This window comes from Rhodococcus sp. NPDC058521 (genome assembly GCF_042719695.1).
Taxonomy (GTDB): Bacteria; Actinomycetota; Actinomycetes; order Mycobacteriales; family Mycobacteriaceae; genus Rhodococcus_F.
Window position 1 is genome coordinate 31,099 of sequence record NZ_JBHXNL010000004.1, and the last position, 19,683, is coordinate 50,781.

A 19,683-nucleotide genomic window follows, 5' to 3' on the forward strand; every position below is an offset into this window, starting at 1 on the left:
GACCGCTCGGGGTCAGGATTCGCGAACCAGTTCGAGAATCGTGATCTCGGGTGGCGTCCCCACTCGTACCGGGGGACCCCAGGCACCAGCGCCACGGCTCGTGTAGAGAGTGGTCGGACCGAACCGGTCGAGACCGGTGACCGACGGTTGCTGCGCCGGGACCAGATAGCCCAGCGGCCACATCTGCCCGCCATGGGTGTGACCGGACAACTGGAGGTCCACGCCCAGTTCGGACGCTTCCAGGACCTGTTTCGGCTGATGGGCGAGCAGTACGACCGCACGGTCGGGGTCGTGGCCGTCGAGTGCGGCCGCGAGATCGGGTTCGTACGGCGCCGGGGAGGTGAGGTCGTGTACGCCGGCGAGGTCGAGCACGCCCTCACCTCGCCGGAGTTCGACTCGCTCGTTGCGGAGGGTGTGGATGCCCAGACTGTCCCAGACGTCGAGCCACCGCCCCCCGTCGTCGGCATAGAACTCGTGATTGCCGCTGACTCCGTACACACCGAGCGGTGTCCGGAGGTCGGCCAGCGGTGCGAGGTCGGGTGAAACCTTCGCCACGGTTCCGTCCACGAGATCGCCCACCAAAGCGACGAGGTCGACATTCTCCGAGTTTACGAGATCGACCACCCGTCTCGTGAACTCGATGCCGCGGGCGGGACCCACGTGAAGGTCCGACACGAGCGCGATCCGCGTGCCGTCGAAATCCTGAGGTAACCGAGCAATGGGAACGCGTACTCGGACGAGACGTGGGTTCGCGGCTTCGCTCACGCCGTAACCGGCAGTGGCCAGCGCGCCCAGTACGACGACACCCGTGCCCACGCGGAGCGCGCTCCTACGGGATGTGTCGATTCCGTCGGTGTCGGTGCTGCCTCGACGGTTCCGCGCAACCCGCAGAACTCCCGAGACGATCGCGATGATCAGCAGTCCGCACAACAGATAGAGCAGCGATGCCAGCCACACCCAGCCGACGAAGCCGACGGGGCGAGCCCATCCGGTGTCGAACACCTCGCCCGACCCGACGCCTACCAGGGTCAGCGCCCACAGGACGACCAGCACGGCGTCGGCGATTCGGGCCCACCGGCGTGGAAGGTCGGTCGCGCGAACGAGTCGGCGATGCAGCAACCAGGTGACGAGGCCGAGAACCAGTCCGAAGATCACGATTCTGATCACTGCGTGGTGAGCCTTTCGATCGCTTCGTCGAGGGCGGGGCCGTCGGTGGAGTCGACGGTGATCAATGTGCCGCCGGTTCGATCCGATGCTGCCTGCAGCGTGCTCTCGGCCGGGTTGTCACCGATCGAGATCACGTCGATCTGCACGGGAGCGTTGGAGTCGCTCGTCTCGGCGATGGCCGCCAGCAGCTGCGCGCGCGTGGAATTCGGTTGGTCGTCTGCGCCGTCGTTGATGAGAAGAACCGAGTTCGTTCGGCCCGGTACGAAGTTGGTCACCGCGTCTTCGTATGCCGCGGCGAGTGAGGCATATGTCCACGAACCGGTCCCCGGCTCCACATCGGCGAGTTCGTCCGTGAAGTCCTGTCTCCGGTCGCTGTCCGAGAGCGGCCCGGTGGGGACAGCCGTTCGGTAGGGAGCTGCGCCGTCGAGGTTCTGGCTGTACACCCACAGACCGAAGTTGGAGGTGTTCGGACTCGACTCGATGTGTCTGCCGATCGCCGAGGCCGTGTTGACAAGACGGGTGCCCGAGCCTTCCGTCGTGCCCATCGAACGGGATTCGTCGAGTAGCACGGTGGTGGCCCGATCGGGTACGGGGGATTCGACGATCTGATTCAGTGCCCCCGCCGTAGCTGCGTCGGAGGGTGCGAGTGGAGTTCCGACCTCGGTGAAATCGATCGGGGAGTCGGTGGGCGCGTTCGCCCCAGCAACCTGAAAACCGGCATCGGAGAACCTCTGCCCCTGCTGCGGTGATCGCAGGAACTCGACCAGCTCGGATGCTGCCCGTGCCCGTGTTTCGTCGGTGCTGCTCATGATCGCCGCGGGGTGATCGGCCACGGGTGTCGGACCGTGGGGAGCGAAGGTGGTGATTCTCGCGCGTGGATGCTCACGAAGTGTGGCGAAGACCTGCTGTTCCGTGCTGGGGACAGCGTGGATCTTCGCGTCGGCCTCGTCTGCCCCCGCGATCATCTCGGCCACCACGTTCGATGTGGTCGAATCGGAGGAGGGTCTCGGGGGTGCGTCTCGCGACAGTTGGGTCACGGCGGCGCGAACCGGTCCTGCCGACAGCTGCTCGGCAGTGAGGGACTCGCGGCCGGCCACCGCAGCGGCGACGGCGTGCACTGCCATTCCCGTGGAAGAAGAATCCGAACCGAGGGGTAGTGCCAGTCGTAGGTTGCCCCATCCGGGCAGACCACGGTCCTGAAGTGACGTGGGTGTGCTCTGGAGAGCAGGCAGGTCCTGCCATCCGGTCGGGACTGTGGACAGAGCCGCCGACACATCACGAGGTACTGCAAGAACCACCGGCGTCGAAGCGACGGATCGCGGCTCGCCGGACACGACGTCAGGTCGGTCCAGCTGTTCGAGTGCCGCCGACGAGTCGGGAATCCACAGGTCGGGGCGAGGACCCAGGCCGTTCTCGTCCCACGTCGCTGCCGGGTCGCCGCTCAGAGCAGCGCCGACGGCCCCGGTGGCTTTCGAGGTGACTTCGACTCGCACGCAGTGGTCACGGACGACCGGTTCGGTGTCGGTGTACGCCGCAGCGAGTTCGTCCACGGTCGGAGCGATGTCGGGGTTTGCGGTCACGTGCAGAACAGCGTCACCTTCGACGCAGGCACCCGCAGCCTGTTCGCCCTGCGAGTCGATACGTTCGCGAAGCTGGAACCAACCGATCACCGCGAGTACGAGTAGGACGACGAGACCCACGACGATGACGGGCCCCTTGCTTATGCCTCTGATGCCACCGTCGCCGCGATGTTGACCCACCTGGTTCTCTTCCTCTGTGTCGGCTGTTCGTTACCAGCCCGGCCGAGTCTAATGAAGGTTCGCACCCGTACCGACATCTCGACCCCGCCACCTGCGGCGACGGGGTCGAGAAGGGTGCAGCTGCGCGAGTGTGTCAGGCGTTCGCGGCCTTGTACTCACGACGGCGACGGTGCAGGATCGGCTCGGTGTAGCCGCTCGGCTGCTTCGTTCCCTCGAGGATCAGTTCCTTCGCGGCCTGGAAGGCGATGTTGGAATCGAAATCCGGAGCCATCGGACGGTAATCGGCATCGTCCGCGTTCTGGCGATCGACGACCGGTGCCATCCGCTCGAGGGCTGCGACCACGTCTGCCTCCGACACGATGTCGTGCCGGATCCAGTTGGCGAGAAGCTGGCTGGAGATACGCAGGGTGGCGCGGTCCTCCATCAGCGCGACATCGTGGATGTCCGGAACCTTCGAGCAACCCACGCCGGCGTCGATCCAACGGACGACGTAGCCGAGGATCGACTGGCAGTTGTTGTCCAGCTCCTCCTTCTTCTCCGCATCGGACCAGTTGGTGTCCGGTGCGAGGGGGATGGTGAGGATGTCCTCGAGCTGTGCACGCTTCTTGCCCTCGAGCTCGGCCTGCACCTGCGCGACATCCACCTGGTGGTAGTGGGTGGCGTGCAGGGTGGCGCCGGTGGGCGACGGAACCCATGCGGTGTTCGCGCCGGCCTTCGGGTGGCCGATCTTCTGCTCGAGCATGTCGGCCATGAGCTCGGTCATCGCCCACATTCCCTTGCCGATCTGCGCCTTGCCCTTCAGTCCGGTGGCCAGGCCCGTGTCGACGTTCCAGTCCTCGTAGGCAGCGATCCACTTCTGCTGCTTCATCGCGGCCTTGCGGACGACGGCGCCCGCCTCCATCGAGGTGTGGATTTCGTCGCCGGTCCGGTCGAGGAAGCCGGTGTTGATGAAGACGACACGCTCGCTCGCCTCCTTGATGCAGGCAGCGAGGTTGACCGTGGTTCGACGCTCCTCGTCCATGATGCCGACCTTGAGGGTGTTCGTGGGCAGACCGAGGATTTCCTCGACACGACCGAACAGCTCGGTGGTGAACGCGACCTCTTCGGGGCCGTGCTGCTTGGGCTTCACGATGTAGATGGACCCGGTGCGGCTGTTGTCGAGCGGCCCGTTCTCCTCGGAGATCTTCAGGCCGTGCATCGCGCCGAGGCTCGTGACGAGGGCGTCGAGAATGCCCTCGGGAAGCTCGTTGCCCTCGGCATCGAGGACTGCCGGGTTGGTCATGAGGTGGCCGACATTGCGCACGAACAGCAGCGAACGGCCGTGCAGGTCGAGTTCGCCACCCTCGGGCTTGGTGTACTTACGGTTGGCGTTCAGCGACCGGGTGAAGGTCTTTCCGCCCTTGGCGATGTTCTCGGACAGATCGCCGCGGTTCAGCCCGAGCCAGTTCCGATAGCCGACAACCTTGTCGTCGGCATCGACGGCTGCAACCGAGTCCTCGAAGTCCATGATCGTGGTGATCGCGGACTCGAGCACGACATCCTTGACGCCGGCCGCATCCGTGCTGCCGATCGGCGAGGAAGCGTCGATCTCGATCTCGGCATGCAGGCCGTTGTTGAGGAGCAGCACGCTCGTGGGCGCCTCCGGTTCGCCGAGGTAGCCGACGAACTTCTCGGGCTGTGCCAGTCCGGAAACGGAGCCGTCGGCGAGAGTGACCTTCAGGACACCGTTCTCGACGGAGTACTTCTGCGAGTCGGCGTGCGAGCCCGACTCGAGCGGTGCCGCCGTGTCGAGGAAGTTGCGCGCCCAGGCGATGACCTTGTCGCCACGGACCTTGTTGTAGCCCGAGCCCTTCTCGGCGCCGCCTTCTTCGGAGATGGCGTCGGTGCCGTACAGGGCGTCGTAGAGCGAGCCCCAGCGCGCGTTGGAGGCGTTGAGTGCAAATCGCGCATTGAGAACCGGGACTACCAGCTGTGGACCGGCAGTCGTGGTGATCTCGGTGTCGACGTTGGCCGTGGAGACCGAGAATTCCGCGGGTTCGGCGACGAGGTAGCCGATCTGCTCGAGGAACGCCTTGTACTCCGCCATGTCGATCGGCTTACCGGCACGGTCACGGTGCCAGGTATCGATCTGGGTCTGGAAGTCGTCGCGCTTGGCGAGCAGGTCGCGGTTCTTGGGCGCAAGATCGGTGAAGAGCTTGTCGGCGCCCGCCCAGAAGGCGTCGGCGTCGACGCCCGTGCCGGGAAGGGCTTCGTTCCCGACGAAATCGTAGAGAACCTTGGCGACCTGAAGACCGCCGACCTGAACACGCTCAGTCATGAATAGCCTCACTTTTCCGCTATCGGAGCACCTGATCGATGCCGTGCATCGCAGTCGATGTTACCTGGGAGTTAACGCGTGAGTGTCGGTGACCTGGGTGTCCGAAATCACCGCGACGATCGATCGCCTTCGGTCCCGGCGAGGGGTGCACTCGGATCCACGTCGGCGGGCGCAGCCTCGATCGGCGGTGCATCGGTGAACTCGCCGGCTGCCTCTGCGGCCGTGAGACGAGACCGCCGCCACGCGACGGACAGCAATGCAAACCATGCGGCGGTCAGAACGACGTAGACAGCGGCAGCGGGGGCGCCGCCGATATCTGCGTTCGACAGCAGCTTCTGCGCATTGGTGATGACGATGATGCCCCCGACCGCGGTGCCGAGGAGTGTTGCGGAAATGCGGCTGACGAGCCAAGCCGCGATGGGAGCTGCGATCACTCCACCGAGCGCGAGTCCGGCGATGATCAGCAGGTTGTCGAAGAAGTCGCTACCGAGTCCGAGTAGGAAGCCGACGCTGGCGGCCGCCGAGACGAGGAACTCGGATGCGCTGACCGATCCGATGACGGTTCGCGGAGCGGTCTTGCCGCGGGACAGCAGGGTGCTCGTGGTGATCGGGCCCCATCCGCCACCGCCGCTCGCGTCGATGAAGCCGCCGAACAGTCCGAGCGGTGAAAGGAACTTCGCCGTGTGCGGGGAAGTTCGTGCCGAAGTGACCTCCGGCGGCCTGATGGAGAAACGGAGCAGAACGTAGATGCCGATGGCCAGCAGGATGGTGGAGGTGACCGGAACCGCGGACTCGGTGGACAGACTCGAAAGGATGGTCGCGCCTGCGAAAGCGCCGACCGCCCCCGGAACGCCGAGCTTGAGGACGAGCTTCCAGTCGATGTTGCGGAATCGCCAGTGCGACACACCCGACGCCAACGTGGTGCCGACTTCGGCGAAGTGAACTGCGGCACTCGCATGTGCAGGACCGACACCGCTGAAGACCAGCAGCGTGGTCGCAGTGACACCGAACGCCATACCGAGAGCGCCGTCGACGAGTTGAGCGCCGACACCGACGAGCGTGAACACCAAGAGCTTGAGCAAGGAAACTCCGACCGAAGAGCGATAAAGGGCATGTGAAACCGGCGCTGAGCCGGTTCAGCAACATCCCTGGTCGAAGCAGTGTCCGCGACGTGACGGCCAGAAGGGCCGAAGAGCGAGGGAGGCTGCGGGGCCTTCCTGGCTCGTGCGGTTCACAGTGACTCCAGTGCGGTAGACGACGATTGCGCACGAGAGTTCACGCGCGCACTACGAGGCTAGACGTCCGACGGACTGCAGTCACATCCGGGACGGAAATCGGTGTGTCTCTCAGAGCTTTCGGGTCGACAATTCGACCCCTGCCGCGCGGAGGCGGTTCACCAATACATCGCCGATACCCGTCGCCGGCGTGAGGACGCCGGCGACGTCCGGCAGCGCATCCCTGTCGAACGCGAGACCCAGCGCGGATTCCCCGAGCATGACGGCCGTTGCCTTGTAGCCCGGGTCGCCCTTCGCCTTGACCCGTGCGGCGTAGCGGGCGCCCGTGGTCGTGGTGGTGAACACGTCGATCGTGAAATGCCCCTTGTCGCGAGTGGCCTCGTCCGGTCCTTCGCCGGGCTTGGGCAGTAGCCGGTCCAGAAGGGCACGTGTCGAAGGGAAGGCGAATCCGGCGACACCGAGGCCGATACCGGCCGTGGCCACGACCGCTATCGCGGGGGAGAAGACGGACGAGCCGACACTCATGACCTCGCGGTACTTGAACTTGCGGCCGTAGGCCCAATCCCGCAGGGCATTCGTTCTCCGAACGACGCGTGTGTTCGCCGGTCCCATCACGAAAGGAATCTTCCAGCCGTACACGCCGGGGGCTATGTCTTCGCCCTTCACGATGCTCATGTCGGACTGTCGGCCGAGGTCCGGCTCGTGAGACCGGTCGGGGCTGAGCGAGTACGGCGTGGCGGCGATCTTCCGGAGTTCGGGCGCCTTCTTGGACTGGTCGACCTGGTTGCGCAACGAATCGATGGTGCCGCCACTGACACCGCCGCTCAGCGACGTCACCACGAGGGTGGTGTCCGTCAGTTCGCCGGCGTCATCGGCCGCGACCGCCTCGTGAAGGACGTGGACCCCGAGGTCGGAGGGAATCGAGTCGAACCCGCACGAGTGCACGATGCGGGCACCCGTGGACTTCGCGGTGTCGTGATGTCGGTCGATCGTGTCGCGGGCGAACAGCACCTCACCGCTGAGGTCGACGTAATCGGTCCCGGCTTCCGCGCAGGCGCGCACGAGCTCACGGCCGTACTTTGCGTAAGGGCCGACGGTTGTCGCGACCACCCGGGTACGAGCGGCGAGCGCGTCGAGTGCTGCTGCGTCGTCGGCGTCGGCGACGACGATCGGCCACGAAGCCGCACCCGCTCCAAGTCCCGTGCGTACCGCTTCGAGCTTCTCGCGGGATCGGCCGCCCAACGCGATACGTGCGTTGGTGGGAGCGTTCTCGGCCAGATACTCGGCCAGCAGCTTACCGACGAATCCTGTTGCGCCGTAAACGACGATGTCGAGTTCGCGTGCGGTTCCGTTCGATTCGGTTGCGCTCATGCAACAACCCTATATGTGGCGAACCCGGGCGTTCGAGGTGCGATGTATCGAATGCCCGTGCCCGCGGGTGTGAAGGACGGTGAGACCGATCCAGGATGTGAGGACCAGCGTCGCCGTCAGCACCTGAACCACACCGATGGCGGATTCGGGGTAGATGACCCCGGTGAGGTAGTGATCGATGAAGCCCGTGGACGGTAGCGGTGCTTCGCCTGCGTGAACCCGCGACCAGCTTTCCAGTGCGGTGAGCGGGCAGTCGTAACCGAAGACGATGCCACCGAATCCCCATGCGACGGCAGCGACGTGAACGGCGAGGGTCCGAGGGAATCGCCAGGCGACGAACCCGCCGACCACGACGTACGAGATGAACGCGAGATGAGCCGCGAACGTGACGTCCGCAATCACCGAATAGAGCATCCGCGCCCCACCTTCGACCGTGACGGCCAGATGCCGTCTCGTTTCAGACTACGTCGAGAGGCGCGGATGCGGGATCGTCTGCGTCTGGTGTTCACCAGGGTGACGGCTGGTAATCCTTGAGGAAGCATCCGTGCAGGTCCACCCCGAGTTCGCCCTGCACGATCGGGTCGTACACGCGGGCTGCGCCGTCGACCAGGTCGAGCGGGGCATGGAAACCTTCGTCGGCGAGACGCATCTTGGTGTGGTGCGGACGTTCGTCGGTGATCCATCCAGTGTCGACAGCTGTCATCAGGATGCCGTCTTCCAGCATTTCCTTGGCACTGGTGCGGGTCAGCATGTTCAGTGCGGCCTTGGCCATGTTGGTGTGCGGGTGTCCAGGCCCCTTGTAGGCGCGTCCGAACTGACCCTCCATCGCAGAGACGTTGACGACGTACTTGCGCCGGGCGGATGCCGCGGCCATGGCGGGCCGAAGCTTCGAGACGAGGATGAACGGCGCAACGGAATTGCAGAGTTGGACTTCGAGGAGCTCGATCGGATCGACTTCCTCGACGGTCTGGACCCAACTGTTGCTGTGGGCGAGATCCGGCAGTAGCCCGCCGGCGTCGATGGCCAGACCCTGCTCGATCCGGTCCGGGGACGCCGATTTCGCGACCATCGCGAGGGAGCTGATCGATTCGGGGGTCATCGCAGCGTATGCGAGGGCGGAGGCATCCGATAGCGAGCCGGCGAGCGCCGCCGGATGAGCGTCATTGGTCTTGCCGAACGTCAGTAGCTCGGGAAGCTGACCCGAAGGGAGTGCACCGCGCTCGGCCTCCGCGAGGGCGCTGTAGGCACCTGGGGAGCGCCGCACGGTCTGTGCGGCATTGTTGATCAGGATGTCGAGTGGCCCCTGTTCTGCCACCGACTCCGCCAGCGCAACGACCTGTGCCGGGTCGCGGAGATCGATACCGACCACCCGAAGTCGGTGCAACCACTGCGCACTGTCTTCCATCGCGGTGAAGCGACGAATGGCATCGTTCGGAAAACGTGTGGTGATGGTGGTGTGGGCACCGTCCCGGAGCAGGCGGAGGGCGATGTACATACCGATCTTCGCGCGGCCACCAGTGAGGAGAGCGCGGCGGCCCGTAAGGTCTGTGCGGGCATCACGCTTCGCATGGCTGCGGGCCGCGCATTTCGGGCACAACTGGTGATAGAACGCATCGACCCGGGTGTATCGCTGTTTGCAGATGTAGCACGGGCGGGGGCGAATGAGCGTTCCGGCGACCGAACCGTCGATCTTCGACTCGAGGAGAATGCCCGCAGTTTCGTCGTCGATCCGATCGGGGGAGCCGGTTGCGGTTGCCGAAACGACCTGTCGATCGGCTTCCGAGATCGCGTTGCGAGCCGAGATACGGCGGCGCTTCTTCAGTTTCTTGAAGAGATGGCCGACGGCCCGCTGCACTGTGATCGAGTCCGGATCGTCCTTGTCGAGCGCCCCTGCCTGATCCAGCACCCGCAGGCAGATCTCGAGATCGGCCGGGTCGATGGCGGCGGCCGTGCGCGGCTCGTCCAGTTCTACGCGTCGTTGCTCTTCCACGCGGGTGTCGCCCTCTCACGAAGAAAGCCCCGGTTCCAAGGAACCGGGGCTTCTCGTCTGTCTCAACTCAGAATTTCCTGAAATCAGTGCTGTCTGAAATTCAGCGTGTCCGAGGGGGGACTTGAACCCCCACGTCCGTTAATAGGACACTAGCACCTCAAGCTAGCGCGTCTGCCATTCCGCCACTCGGACCTGCTCCGCACCGGGGCACGGAAGACCAGGACACGGAACACCACATCGTCCGAACACTTCGTGCCCGTTTCCGTGGTGCCGAGAAAGACTAACCGATGAACCGCCCCTGCCCAAATCGCACCGTGGGGTGCATTCGAAAGGTGGCGGTTCACCTGAGCGTTTCCCACTGGCCGGTGGTAGGAAAGTGGGGTGTCTTCCACGGAAAACAACCGAAGTCCTTGCCGCGCCGAAGCCGAGATCGTCGATCTCGTCAGCTCGTTGATCCGATTCGACACCTCGAATACGGGCGATCCGTCGACCACGAAGGGCGAACGTGATTGCGCGGAGTGGGTCGCCGCACAACTTCAGGAAGTCGGCTACGAAACCGAGTACGTCGAATCTGGCGCACCGGGCCGCGGAAATGTCTTCGCTCGGTTGAAGGGTGCGGACAGCAGTCGCGGAGCCCTCATGCTGCACGGCCACCTCGACGTCGTTCCGGCCGAGCCGGCCGACTGGCGGGTCCACCCGTTCGCCGGTGCCGTGGAGGACGGCTACGTCTGGGGCCGCGGCGCGATCGACATGAAGGACATGGTCGGCATGATTCTGGCGGTCGCCCGTCAGTTCAAGGCCGAAGGGACCGTACCGCCGCGTGACCTCGTCTTCGCGTTCGTCGCAGACGAGGAGGCGGGCGGCAAGTTCGGGTGTCAGTGGTTGGTCGAGAACCGTCCCGATCTGTTCGAGGGCGTCACCGAGGCAGTGGGGGAGGTGGGTGGCTTCTCGCTCACCGTGCCCAAGCCCGACGGCAGCGAGCGCCGTCTGTATCTCGTCGAAACGGCCGAGAAGGGCCTGGGTTGGATGCGTCTGACCGCCAAGGGCAGAGCCGGACACGGTTCGTTTCTGCACGAGGACAACGCAGTGACGATCCTGGCGCAGGCCGTCGCACGATTGGGCGCTCACCGCTTCCCTCTCGTCGTGCCCGACTCCGTCGCGGAGTTCCTCGAAGCGGTCGGAAACGAGACCGGTCTGGACTTCGATCCGGCGTCGCCGGACCTGGACGGAACGCTCGCCAAGCTGGGCAGCATTGCCAACATCATCGGCGCGACACTTCGTGACACCGTGAATCCGACGATGCTCGAGGCCGGTTACAAGGCGAACGTGATTCCGCAGACCGCGCACGCGGTCGTCGACTGCCGGATTCTGCCGGGACGGCAAGCGGAGTTCGAGAAGACGGTGGACGAGCTCATCGGGCCGGACGTGACTCGCGAATGGGTCACCAAGCTCGATTCCTACGAAACGACGTTCGACGGTCATCTCGTCGACGCCATGAACGACGCGATCCTCGCCAACGACAGCGAGGCGAGGACCGTCCCCTACATGCTGTCGGGTGGCACGGACGCGAAAGCCTTTGCGAAGCTGGGTATTCGGTGCTTCGGGTTCGCACCCCTTCAACTCCCGGCCGACCTCGATTTCAGTGCCCTGTTCCATGGAGTCGACGAGCGCGTTCCGGTGGACGCACTAAAGTTCGGCACACGGGTGCTCGAACACCTCCTGAAGCACAGTTGATTCGACAGATGTGACCCCGAGAGAGAGGAACGGTATGCCCCACGATCCGTACGCGGACCTTCCGAAGTTGCCCACGTTCGATCTGACGTCGGAAGACATCACTGAGGGCAAGCCCCTGAAGGTCGAGCAGGTCAGCGGAATTTTCGGTGCAGGCGGACACGACAACTCGCCGCAGCTGTCCTGGTCGGGATTCCCGCCCGAAACGAAGAGTTTCGTCGTGACGATGTTCGACCCGGATGCGCCCACGGCGTCGGGATTCTGGCACTGGGCCGTGGCGAACATTCCCGCTGCGACGACGTCACTCGTCGTCGGAGCCGGTGACGACGGCGGCACCGGAATCCCGCATCCGGCCATCACGCTGAAGAACGACGGGGGTCTTCACCGATTCCTGGGTGCTGCTCCGCCGGCGGGCCACGGACCGCACCGGTACATCGTGGCGGTGCACGCGGTGGACGTGGACACGCTGGAAGGAGTCACCACGGACTCCACCCCGGCATTCCTCGGGTTCAATCTCTTCTCGCATGCGATCGCCCGCGCCACCCTCACCGGCACCTACGAACAGTGAGCACCTTCCGGTGAAACGGGGGTGGGCCGCACACCGCGGCCCACCCCCGTTCTCGTGTGTGGTCCTTCAGGCTTGGACGCCGGCACCCACCGCCTCGGAGATCGACGAGTAGCCGCGTTCACGAAGCTTGCGCGCCAGCCCCTTGTGTATGCGACGCATCCAGAACGGTCCGCCGTAGATGAAGCCGGTATAGCCCTGTACGAGGGCGGCGCCGGCGAGGATTCGCTCCCACGCCTGATCCACCGTCTCGATTCCGCCGACCGAGATCAACGCGATTCGGTCGCCGACGCGTGCCCGCAGCAGGCGCAGCACTTCGATCGAGCGATCGGCGACGGGTGCGCCCGACACTCCGCCGGGACCGATGGCGGCAACGTCCGGTTGTTGGGTGAGAAGTCCGTCTCGTCGGATGGTCGTGTTGGTCGCCACGATTCCTGCGAGCCCGAGTTCGAGGGCGAGGTCCGCGACGGCTTCGATGTCCTCGTCCGAGAGGTCCGGTGCGATCTTCACCAGCACGGGCACGCTGACCGTGTCCAGAACGGTCTGCAGCAGTGGTCGCAACGATGAGACGGCCTGTAGATCTCGCAGGCCAGGCGTGTTGGGTGAACTCACGTTGACGACCACGAAATCGGCGAGTGGGCCGAGAAGTCGGGCGCTCTGGCGGTAGTCCTCGCCTGCGTCCTCGACCGGAACCACCTTGGTCTTGCCGATGTTCGCGCCGATCGGGACGCCGCCACGCCGTTGGCGCAGGTAGTTGGCGGCGTGGCCGGCCCCGTGGTTGTTGAACCCCATCCGATTGACGAGGGCGCGATCCGCAGGCAGGCGGAACAGCCGGGGAGCGGGGTTGCCGGGCTGGGCCTGCGCCGTCACCGTGCCGATCTCGGCGAACCCGAATCCCAGCGGCGCCCAGACGTCGACTCCGGTGGCGTCCTTGTCGAATCCGGCTGCCAGGCCGAGCGGTGCCGGAAAGTCGACACCGAACACCGTGGACCGAAGTACGGGGTCGTCGACTACGAGTACCCGGGACATCAGCCACCGCACGGGTGCCACACGGGCCGCGAATCGCATGACGACGAACGTCAGATGATGAATTCGTTCCGGCGGAACGAGGAACAACAAGCGCAAGAGCAGGTGATACACGTAGTTCTCCCTAGATTCCCGGGTCCGGAACATGATGCGTGGTCTTACGCCGTTCGAGCAAAACGCGTCTGGTTCCGTCCGAGTACAGGCGGACGCGTGAGAGTTTCCAACCACCGAATTCTGCGTGGATCGACAGTCTCAGGGCTGCGCTGATGCGTGTCACCTCCGGCGGAAGGCGAAGGTGCACGAACTCCGCATCCTCGGAATCCTGCGCGACCACTGCCCAGCCTTTGGGCAACCGCGAAGTCGACGGCGGCAACGGCTGTGGCGTCGTCACGGCGCAGTCCTGGTGGGGATACGTTGCAGGCCCTCGCCTGCCGCGGAACCGACGAAGACAACGCCCGTTCCGGAATCGACTGCGATCGAGTTCGGCTGGCGGACGGTCGGGAACCTCGCCGTCTCGACTCCCACACCGGACGACAGCTCGAAGCCGACCACTTCGTTGGTGCCGGACAGCGTCACCCATACGGTGCCGGTGGTCTCGTCGAAGGCCACGCCGACCGGCGCAGGGCCGACCGGGAATCGCTGACGCAAAGTCAGGGAATCGGTGGTGTAGACCAGCAATTCGTCTCCGGGAGTGTCCGTCACGAGAATGCGTCCGAAGGAGTCCGTCGCGAGCGAGTGTGCGCCTTCGCCCGCGCGCAAAGCCGCCCCGAGTGATTCCCCGTCGATGTCGATATCGGTCACCGAGGTCTGCTTCCGGTCGAGGGCGGTGACGGTGTCGCCGACCACCGCCAGCGCGTCGACCGACGCGAGGCCGGTGACGGTGCGCGTATCCGACGTCTCCGGGTCGACGACATCGATGGTCCCGTTGTCGGTACCTGCGAGGATCCGCCCGTCTTCGAGCTGTGACACTGTGAGAACGTCACCGTCGACCGGGGTGGAGGTGACCTCGGCGGTGCGAAGATCCAGACGTCCCACCTGTCCGTTCATGGCAAGGAGTGCTGTTCCGTCGCCGACGGGTGTGACCTGTCGAACCGGGTGTTCCGTGCTCACCTCTCGTGGTGGGGCAGCGGGATCGGTCCCGAGCAGCTCGATCCGATTCCCGTCGTCTCCCGTCACGATCAACGTCTGGGTGATCGGGTCGATCGTGGTCGATGTCACAGCGAAGGGCAGGGCGGCGACGTCGCCTGCCGGGGTGGTCGTCAGAGGCGGAGACTCGGCGGCCGTTGCCTTGTCGATCGTCTGAATCTTGTCCGGGTCGTCGCCCGAGGAACAACCCGCCGCCAGCAGCAATGCCGATCCGACGAGTGCGGCAACCACACGCTTTCCCGGACGTTCCATGTAGTGCTCCCTCGGATTCAGGCAGACGTTTCGACCTCATCAGCATCCCTGATGGGCGCAACGCCGACGCAGGCGACTCGCGATAGCGGCGATTTCGGCTACCGTGTTGGCGGTTCACGCGGTCGAGCACCGCCGTAAACGAGGAGAGGTCCGTGGAACGATTCGGTTCCCAGTTCACAGTCGAATACATCTCCACCGGCGCGCACGCACACGGTTTCGGCACCACCGACGACGGTCGGCCGTACGCGTTTCGAGTTCGCGGTCGAACCCTGGTCGCCGAGGTCTATCGGCACCGAGCCGGGCAGTTCGTGCCCGGTCGCGAGGATGTGATCGCGGAGGTGCGGCGCTCGGTCACCGAGATCGACCTGGGTGACGAACGCAGTGTTGTCGCAGTCGTCCGGGACGCCGTTGCGGATCCGGTGATCGGCCCCGGCGGCCAGGACCGCGAGGAAGGGTCCACGGTGCGTGCGGTTCTCGACAGGTTCGGCCTCTAGTCGCTGCCGGACGAGGATCGGTCGCGTTTGGGAACGACAAGGGTCGCACCGGTTCGAGGATGCGGCATGACCTCCACCGGATGGCCGTAGACCGCGGTGAGCAGCGTCTCCGACAGGACCTCGTCGGGTGGCCCGTCGGCAACGACGTGCCCCTTCTCGAGTACCACGATGCGGTCCGCGTAGGCGGCGGCGAGCGCGAGGTCGTGGAGCACCACGACGACGGCATTGCCGTGGGCGGCGCTCTCACGTGCGACGGTCATCACCGTCTCCTGATGAGCGAGGTCGAGCGCTGCGGTGGGTTCGTCGAGGAGAATCGTTTCGGTCTGTTGAGCGAGGACGCGGGCGAGTGCGACACGGGCGCGTTCGCCGCCGGACAGTGCCGTGAACGGTCGGTCGGCGAATCTTTCGACGTCACAGGTCCGCATGGCTTGTTCGATCACGGCGGAGTCCTCGTCGGCCCGATCGGTGCGCGCCCATGGCGAGCGTCCCATCGTGACTACCTGCCGCGCCGTGAAGGAGAAGCCCACCGTGTGCTGTTGTGGCAGGACGGACCTGCGTTGCGCCATCTCGAGGTGCGACCATCCCGACAGCGGACGATCACTGAGCTCGACCCATCCTGCGTCCACGGCCCGGTCACCGGACAGCGCAGCAAGAAGGGTGGATTTGCCGGCACCGTTCGGCCCGACCAGAACGAGAACTTCACCCGCCCGGACGCTCACCGACACGTCCTCGAGAATCTTGCGAGAACCGAGTTCGACACCGACTCCCACGGCGCGCAGGGTGACCGCACCGATATCCGTCGCCCCTGGCTGTCCTCCTGCGCGGCGTGTGGAGAACATCCGTCGCCAGCCTCCCTTCACGCCCAACCTCCCTGGCTCGCTCGGGTACGACGGAGCAACCAGAAGAAGAACGGGCCACCGACCAGTGCGGTCAGCATGCCCAGCGGCAGGTCGGCGTTCTGGACGAGGGTGCGGGCACCGAGATCCGCCAGCAGCAGAACCAGCGCACCGCACAGCGCGCTGGCCGGTATCAAGATGCGGTGGGCCGGTCCGACCGCGATGCGCATCAGATGCGGCACGACGAGACCGACGAACAAGATGATTCCTGTGAACGCCACACTCGAGGACACCAGAATCGCCACGAGGAGAACGGCGACCAGTCGGAGGCGCTCCACGTCGAGGCCCAGATGACGTGCGGCATTCTCACCGAGCGCCAGCAAGTCCAGCTTCGGCGCGATCAGTGTCGTGACGGCGATGCCGGCGAGTGCCATCGGTGCGACCACCGCCACCGAACTCCAGGCCGCACCGTTCAGGCTGCCCAGCTGCCAGAACACGATCTGATCGCGGGCGGCTGGGTCGGCCACGAAGGTGAAGAAGGCGATGAGTCCACCCGCGAACGCGTTGACGGCGACACCGGTGAGCACGAGGGTGACCACCTCGGTGCGGCCATCGTGCCGTGCCAGCAGATAGACGCCGACAGTGGTGACAAGGCCGGCGGCGAAGGCGGCGGCCGCGACGGACCACCCCGCAGCGAAGGTTCCAGCCACGACGAACGCCGCACTCGCACCGACGGCCGCACCCGCGGAGACTCCGATGACCCCGGGCTCGGCCAGCGGGTTCGCGAAGACGCCCTGCAAGAGCGCACCCGCACATCCGAGAGCCGCACCCACGAGGATGGCCAGAACCACCCTGGGGAAACGAACCTCCCACAAGGTGACTTCACCGCTCGGGTGTGCGGGGACGGGACCGAGATCGAAGCCGATGCGGTGCAGGACACTTCCGATCACTTCCAGCGGACTGGTCGGAACCTGGCCGATGCAGGCCGACAGAACCGAAAACACCACGAGGGCCACCATGAGCCCGGCGATGACGACTGCTGCACGGCTGCGTGATCTGTTGCCCGAGCCGAGATCTATGCCGACGCTCACGTAGACGCGGGCGGGTACACGGCGTCGGCGAGCGCGGCGAGGACCCGGCCGGTATTGGGTCCGAAGCTGAGGAGGACCCCGTCCGCCATGTCGACGACTCGCTGGTTTTCACCTGCCGGGGTCTGCGCGATTCCGGGGATCTTCTCGAGCCCGTCGATGCCGCCGATGGATTCGAGTCCGCCGGTCATCATGAGGAAGACGTCCGGGGCCGCGGCGATCATCGCCTCGCTGGTGATCGGCGAGAACTGTTGTGTGAGACCGGACTCGGTACCGGCGTCGACCGCCCCGAGCGCCTCGATGAGTGAATCCGCGCCGGATCCGGGCCCACCCATCATGGTGAGAGCCGTTCCGCGCATGTACAGGAATGCGATCTTAGGTGGATCGGTGCCCTCGGGGATTCGATCGTGCGCGGCGGCTATCTCCGTGTCCGTTCGCGCGGCCAGTTCTCGCCCGGCATCGGGGACCCCGAGTGCCGCCGCAACGGCTTCGATCTGCGGGGAGACACCTTCGAGAGTGCGCGCGGGATCGAAGAACACCACCGGGATTCCGGCCTCGCGCAATTGATCCTGAACACCCTTGGGGCCGATGCTCGTGTCCGTCAGGACGACCGTGGGAGCGAGATCGAGAATCGCCTCCGTGTTGAGGGACTGTCCACCCGGCGTCACCACCGGAACATCCTCTGCGGCAGGAAAATCGGAGGAGATGTCACGACCGACGACGTTGTGTCCGAGGCCGAGCGCGAAGACGGTCTCGGTGAGCGTGCCGTATCGGTCGGCGGTGACGATACGACTTGCGTCGTCGACGGTCACTTCGGCGCCGTCGAAGCTGCGGACGGTGGCCGGCAACGTCGGCGTGGGTCGATCGGCAACGGGTTGGGGGTTCGGGTCCGCCAGTGCAGCGGTGTGCGGGCCCGACGAGTCCGGGTTGCGATCTGCGCCCGAGGCACATGCGCTGACACCGAACAGCCCCACCACCGCCACGACTGCAGCGGTTGCGATGCGCCACCTCATTCGACGAAGTACCTATCCATGTCGGCTTCCAGATCCGCGAACAACTGCCCGTTCAAGCGATACGCCACGTTCACCTCGTCGATCACACGCTGCTGGTCGTGCTCGGACAGCGGCGCAGTGTCGAGCTTCGCGCGATAGGAATCCTTGAAGGGTTTCGGTTTGGGTATCCCCTCGAAGATGTAGAACCGGAGACCGTCCGTCTTGTAGCCATAGGCGCGCTCGAGCATTCGGCGAATGATCTGTCCACCCGAGAGATCACCGAGATACCGAATGTAATGGTGTGCGACGAATCCGGGTGGCCAGTCGAACGCGACCTCGTCGAGACGTGCCAGGTACCGCTCGGTGGCCGGCAACGGTCGTACGGATGCCCGCCATTCGGGGCCGCGAAGGAACCGCAGATCTGCTTCGAGTGAGGGGACGCGAAGCAACTCCTCGGACAGAAACGGTGCGACCAGTGCGTCGTCGGCGTGGATGCGGCCCGCTTCTTCGAGCTTCGCGTACACGAGATACGACTGCGCGAGCAGTTCGGCGTAGCCGTCCGAGGACAATTTGCCGTCGAGGAGGGCGCTCACGAACCTGGACTGCTCGGTCTCGCGGTGAGCGACGTCCGTGTCCGTTCGGAGGCGCTGGGCGAACCCAGCCACTCCGTCCCGACGCTCGGACGCCCGAATCTGACTGGTCATGCTGCTCCTCACATGTGCGGTACCTCGATGACGGTGCCGCGTACCAGGTTAGCCTGACCTGTCTCGGGTGTGGGACGCCTAGGCGCTGACGTCGTCGAGCGCAGCGCTGATAGCTGGCGGCAGCTGCAGTTCCTCGGCCACGAGGACACCGGTCAGCTGGGCAATGTCGCGTGCGCCCACGACGGCACTGGCCACACCCGGCCTGTCGCGTACCCAGGCGAGTGCAACTGCCAGGGGAGAGGTGCCGAGTCCGTCCGCGGCGGTGACCACGGCATCGACGACGCGGGTCGAGGCGTCGCCGAGGTATCCCCGCACCCGGTCGGCGTGAGCCTCGTCCGCTCCACGGGAGTCGACGGGGACGCCGTTTCGATACTTTCCGGTGAGAACGCCGCCGGCGAGGGGCACTGCTGCGAAAACCCCGATGCCGTGGTGGACGGCAGCCGGTACGAGTTCCTCTTCGACGCCGCGCGCCAGCAACGAGTACTCGACCTGGGTCGAGACCAGCGTGGTGTCTCGGGCGGCGGCCGCCGCAGTCGCGAGTTGCCATCCCAGGTATCCACGGGCGCCGACGTACCGAACGCGCCCACTCGCAACCGCGTGGTCGAGGGTGGCCGCGATCTCGTCGACGGGGGTCGCCGGATCCCAGGTAGCGACCTGCCACACATCGAGGTAGTCGGTTCCGAGGTCACGCAGGGTCGTGTCGAGTTGCGCGAGCAGACCGCGGCGCGAGCAGTCGATGCGACCTCCGCCGATCCCTGCACTCGAGCTGACGACCAACTGCTCGCGCGGCACGACGTCGCCGAGCAGTTCGGCGAGGATCCGCTGTGCCGCACCGTCTCCGTACGCGGGTGAGCTGTCGACCAGCGTGCCGCCGGCGTCCGCGAATGCCGAGATCTGTGCTGCCGCTTCGTCTCCATCGGTGTCGCGGCCCCACGTCAGAGTACCGAGCCCGAGCCTCGATACCCGGAGTCCACTCGCTCCCACCGTTCTCAGTTCCATAACCCGGCAG

Annotated in this window: 18 protein-coding genes and 1 tRNA gene; 3 read left to right on the plus strand and 16 right to left on the minus strand. The window is 65.5% G+C overall.

Annotated features, from left to right (window positions below; genetic code table 11):
• Nucleotides 1-12: 12 nt before the first annotated feature.
• The 8 genes from ACFWO3_RS08355 to ACFWO3_RS08390 all read right to left on the minus strand — a co-directional run bounded on the left by ACFWO3_RS08355 (nucleotide 13) and on the right by ACFWO3_RS08390 (nucleotide 10,032).
• Nucleotides 13-1,167 (minus strand): metallophosphoesterase, encoded by a 1,155-nt coding sequence (locus ACFWO3_RS08355; protein ID WP_378575994.1) that lies wholly within the window; start codon nucleotides 1,165-1,167, stop codon nucleotides 13-15.
• Nucleotides 1,164-2,927 (minus strand): substrate-binding and VWA domain-containing protein, encoded by a 1,764-nt coding sequence (locus ACFWO3_RS08360; protein ID WP_378575996.1) that lies wholly within the window; start codon nucleotides 2,925-2,927, stop codon nucleotides 1,164-1,166. The genes ACFWO3_RS08355 and ACFWO3_RS08360 overlap by 4 nt, the downstream gene beginning before the upstream one ends.
• A gap of 133 nt (nucleotides 2,928-3,060) precedes the next feature.
• The gene (locus ACFWO3_RS08365) at nucleotides 3,061-5,244 is read right to left on the minus strand and encodes a malate synthase G (RefSeq protein WP_378575998.1); all 2,184 of its coding nucleotides are present in this window, start codon (nucleotides 5,242-5,244) and stop codon (nucleotides 3,061-3,063) included.
• 107 nt (nucleotides 5,245-5,351) lie between these two features.
• On the minus strand, nucleotides 5,352-6,326 hold the full coding sequence (locus ACFWO3_RS08370) for a sulfite exporter TauE/SafE family protein (RefSeq protein ID WP_378576000.1): 975 nt from the start codon (nucleotides 6,324-6,326) through the stop codon (nucleotides 5,352-5,354).
• A gap of 264 nt (nucleotides 6,327-6,590) precedes the next feature.
• The gene (locus ACFWO3_RS08375; RefSeq protein WP_378576002.1) at nucleotides 6,591-7,850 is read right to left on the minus strand and encodes a saccharopine dehydrogenase family protein; all 1,260 of its coding nucleotides are present in this window, start codon (nucleotides 7,848-7,850) and stop codon (nucleotides 6,591-6,593) included.
• Between the two features lie 9 nt (nucleotides 7,851-7,859).
• A complete protein-coding gene (locus tag ACFWO3_RS08380) occupies nucleotides 7,860-8,264 on the minus strand; it encodes a DUF2784 domain-containing protein (RefSeq protein WP_378576004.1) in 405 nt (134 codons plus the stop codon).
• A gap of 91 nt (nucleotides 8,265-8,355) precedes the next feature.
• Entirely contained in the window at nucleotides 8,356-9,840 is a 1,485-nt protein-coding gene (locus tag ACFWO3_RS08385) for an SDR family NAD(P)-dependent oxidoreductase (RefSeq protein WP_378576006.1), read from the minus strand.
• Between the two features lie 106 nt (nucleotides 9,841-9,946).
• Nucleotides 9,947-10,032 (minus strand) — tRNA-Leu (locus ACFWO3_RS08390).
• Nucleotides 10,033-10,221: 189 nt separating this feature from the next.
• Between ACFWO3_RS08390 and ACFWO3_RS08395 the strand changes: the two genes are divergently transcribed.
• Together ACFWO3_RS08395 and ACFWO3_RS08400 are read left to right on the plus strand one after the other, a co-directional pair.
• Nucleotides 10,222-11,574, plus strand: a complete 1,353-nt coding sequence (locus ACFWO3_RS08395; protein ID WP_378576009.1) for a M20/M25/M40 family metallo-hydrolase — start codon at nucleotides 10,222-10,224, stop codon at nucleotides 11,572-11,574.
• A gap of 34 nt (nucleotides 11,575-11,608) precedes the next feature.
• A complete protein-coding gene (locus ACFWO3_RS08400; protein ID WP_378576012.1) occupies nucleotides 11,609-12,139 on the plus strand; it encodes a YbhB/YbcL family Raf kinase inhibitor-like protein in 531 nt (176 codons plus the stop codon).
• Between the two features lie 66 nt (nucleotides 12,140-12,205).
• On the opposite strand, the gene ACFWO3_RS08405 is transcribed toward ACFWO3_RS08400, so the two are convergent.
• The 3 genes from ACFWO3_RS08405 to ACFWO3_RS08415 are packed head-to-tail and all read right to left on the minus strand — an operon-like array spanning nucleotide 12,206 to nucleotide 14,560.
• A complete protein-coding gene (locus ACFWO3_RS08405) occupies nucleotides 12,206-13,276 on the minus strand; it encodes a quinone-dependent dihydroorotate dehydrogenase (RefSeq protein WP_378576014.1) in 1,071 nt (356 codons plus the stop codon).
• 10 nt (nucleotides 13,277-13,286) lie between these two features.
• Nucleotides 13,287-13,553: a DUF5703 family protein gene (locus ACFWO3_RS08410; RefSeq protein ID WP_378576016.1), complete on the minus strand. Its 267-nt coding sequence runs from the start codon at nucleotides 13,551-13,553 to the stop codon at nucleotides 13,287-13,289.
• On the minus strand, nucleotides 13,550-14,560 hold the full coding sequence (locus tag ACFWO3_RS08415) for a YncE family protein (protein WP_378576019.1): 1,011 nt from the start codon (nucleotides 14,558-14,560) through the stop codon (nucleotides 13,550-13,552). Before ACFWO3_RS08415 ends, ACFWO3_RS08410 begins: the two co-directional genes overlap by 4 nt.
• A gap of 152 nt (nucleotides 14,561-14,712) precedes the next feature.
• Between ACFWO3_RS08415 and ACFWO3_RS08420 the strand changes: the two genes are divergently transcribed.
• A complete protein-coding gene (locus tag ACFWO3_RS08420; RefSeq protein WP_378576022.1) occupies nucleotides 14,713-15,054 on the plus strand; it encodes a hypothetical protein in 342 nt (113 codons plus the stop codon).
• Here the strand turns inward: ACFWO3_RS08420 and ACFWO3_RS08425 are convergent.
• From ACFWO3_RS08425 to ACFWO3_RS08445, 5 genes are all read right to left on the minus strand, one after another.
• On the minus strand, nucleotides 15,051-15,893 hold the full coding sequence (locus ACFWO3_RS08425) for a heme ABC transporter ATP-binding protein (protein ID WP_378576025.1): 843 nt from the start codon (nucleotides 15,891-15,893) through the stop codon (nucleotides 15,051-15,053). The two genes, ACFWO3_RS08420 and ACFWO3_RS08425, sit on opposite strands and share 4 nt — an antisense overlap.
• Nucleotides 15,894-15,910: 17 nt before the next feature.
• Nucleotides 15,911-16,909 carry a FecCD family ABC transporter permease gene (locus tag ACFWO3_RS08430; protein WP_378576643.1) on the minus strand — a complete coding sequence of 333 codons (999 nt, stop codon included), beginning with the start codon at nucleotides 16,907-16,909 and terminating at the stop codon, nucleotides 15,911-15,913.
• A gap of 68 nt (nucleotides 16,910-16,977) precedes the next feature.
• Nucleotides 16,978-17,991: a hemin ABC transporter substrate-binding protein gene (locus ACFWO3_RS08435; RefSeq protein WP_378576027.1), complete on the minus strand. Its 1,014-nt coding sequence runs from the start codon at nucleotides 17,989-17,991 to the stop codon at nucleotides 16,978-16,980.
• On the minus strand, nucleotides 17,988-18,674 hold the full coding sequence (locus ACFWO3_RS08440) for a heme oxygenase (biliverdin-producing) (protein WP_378576030.1): 687 nt from the start codon (nucleotides 18,672-18,674) through the stop codon (nucleotides 17,988-17,990). Before ACFWO3_RS08440 ends, ACFWO3_RS08435 begins: the two co-directional genes overlap by 4 nt.
• A gap of 78 nt (nucleotides 18,675-18,752) precedes the next feature.
• Nucleotides 18,753-19,673, minus strand: a complete 921-nt coding sequence (locus tag ACFWO3_RS08445; RefSeq protein WP_378576033.1) for an aldo/keto reductase — start codon at nucleotides 19,671-19,673, stop codon at nucleotides 18,753-18,755.
• Between the last annotated feature and the right edge of the window lie 10 nt (nucleotides 19,674-19,683).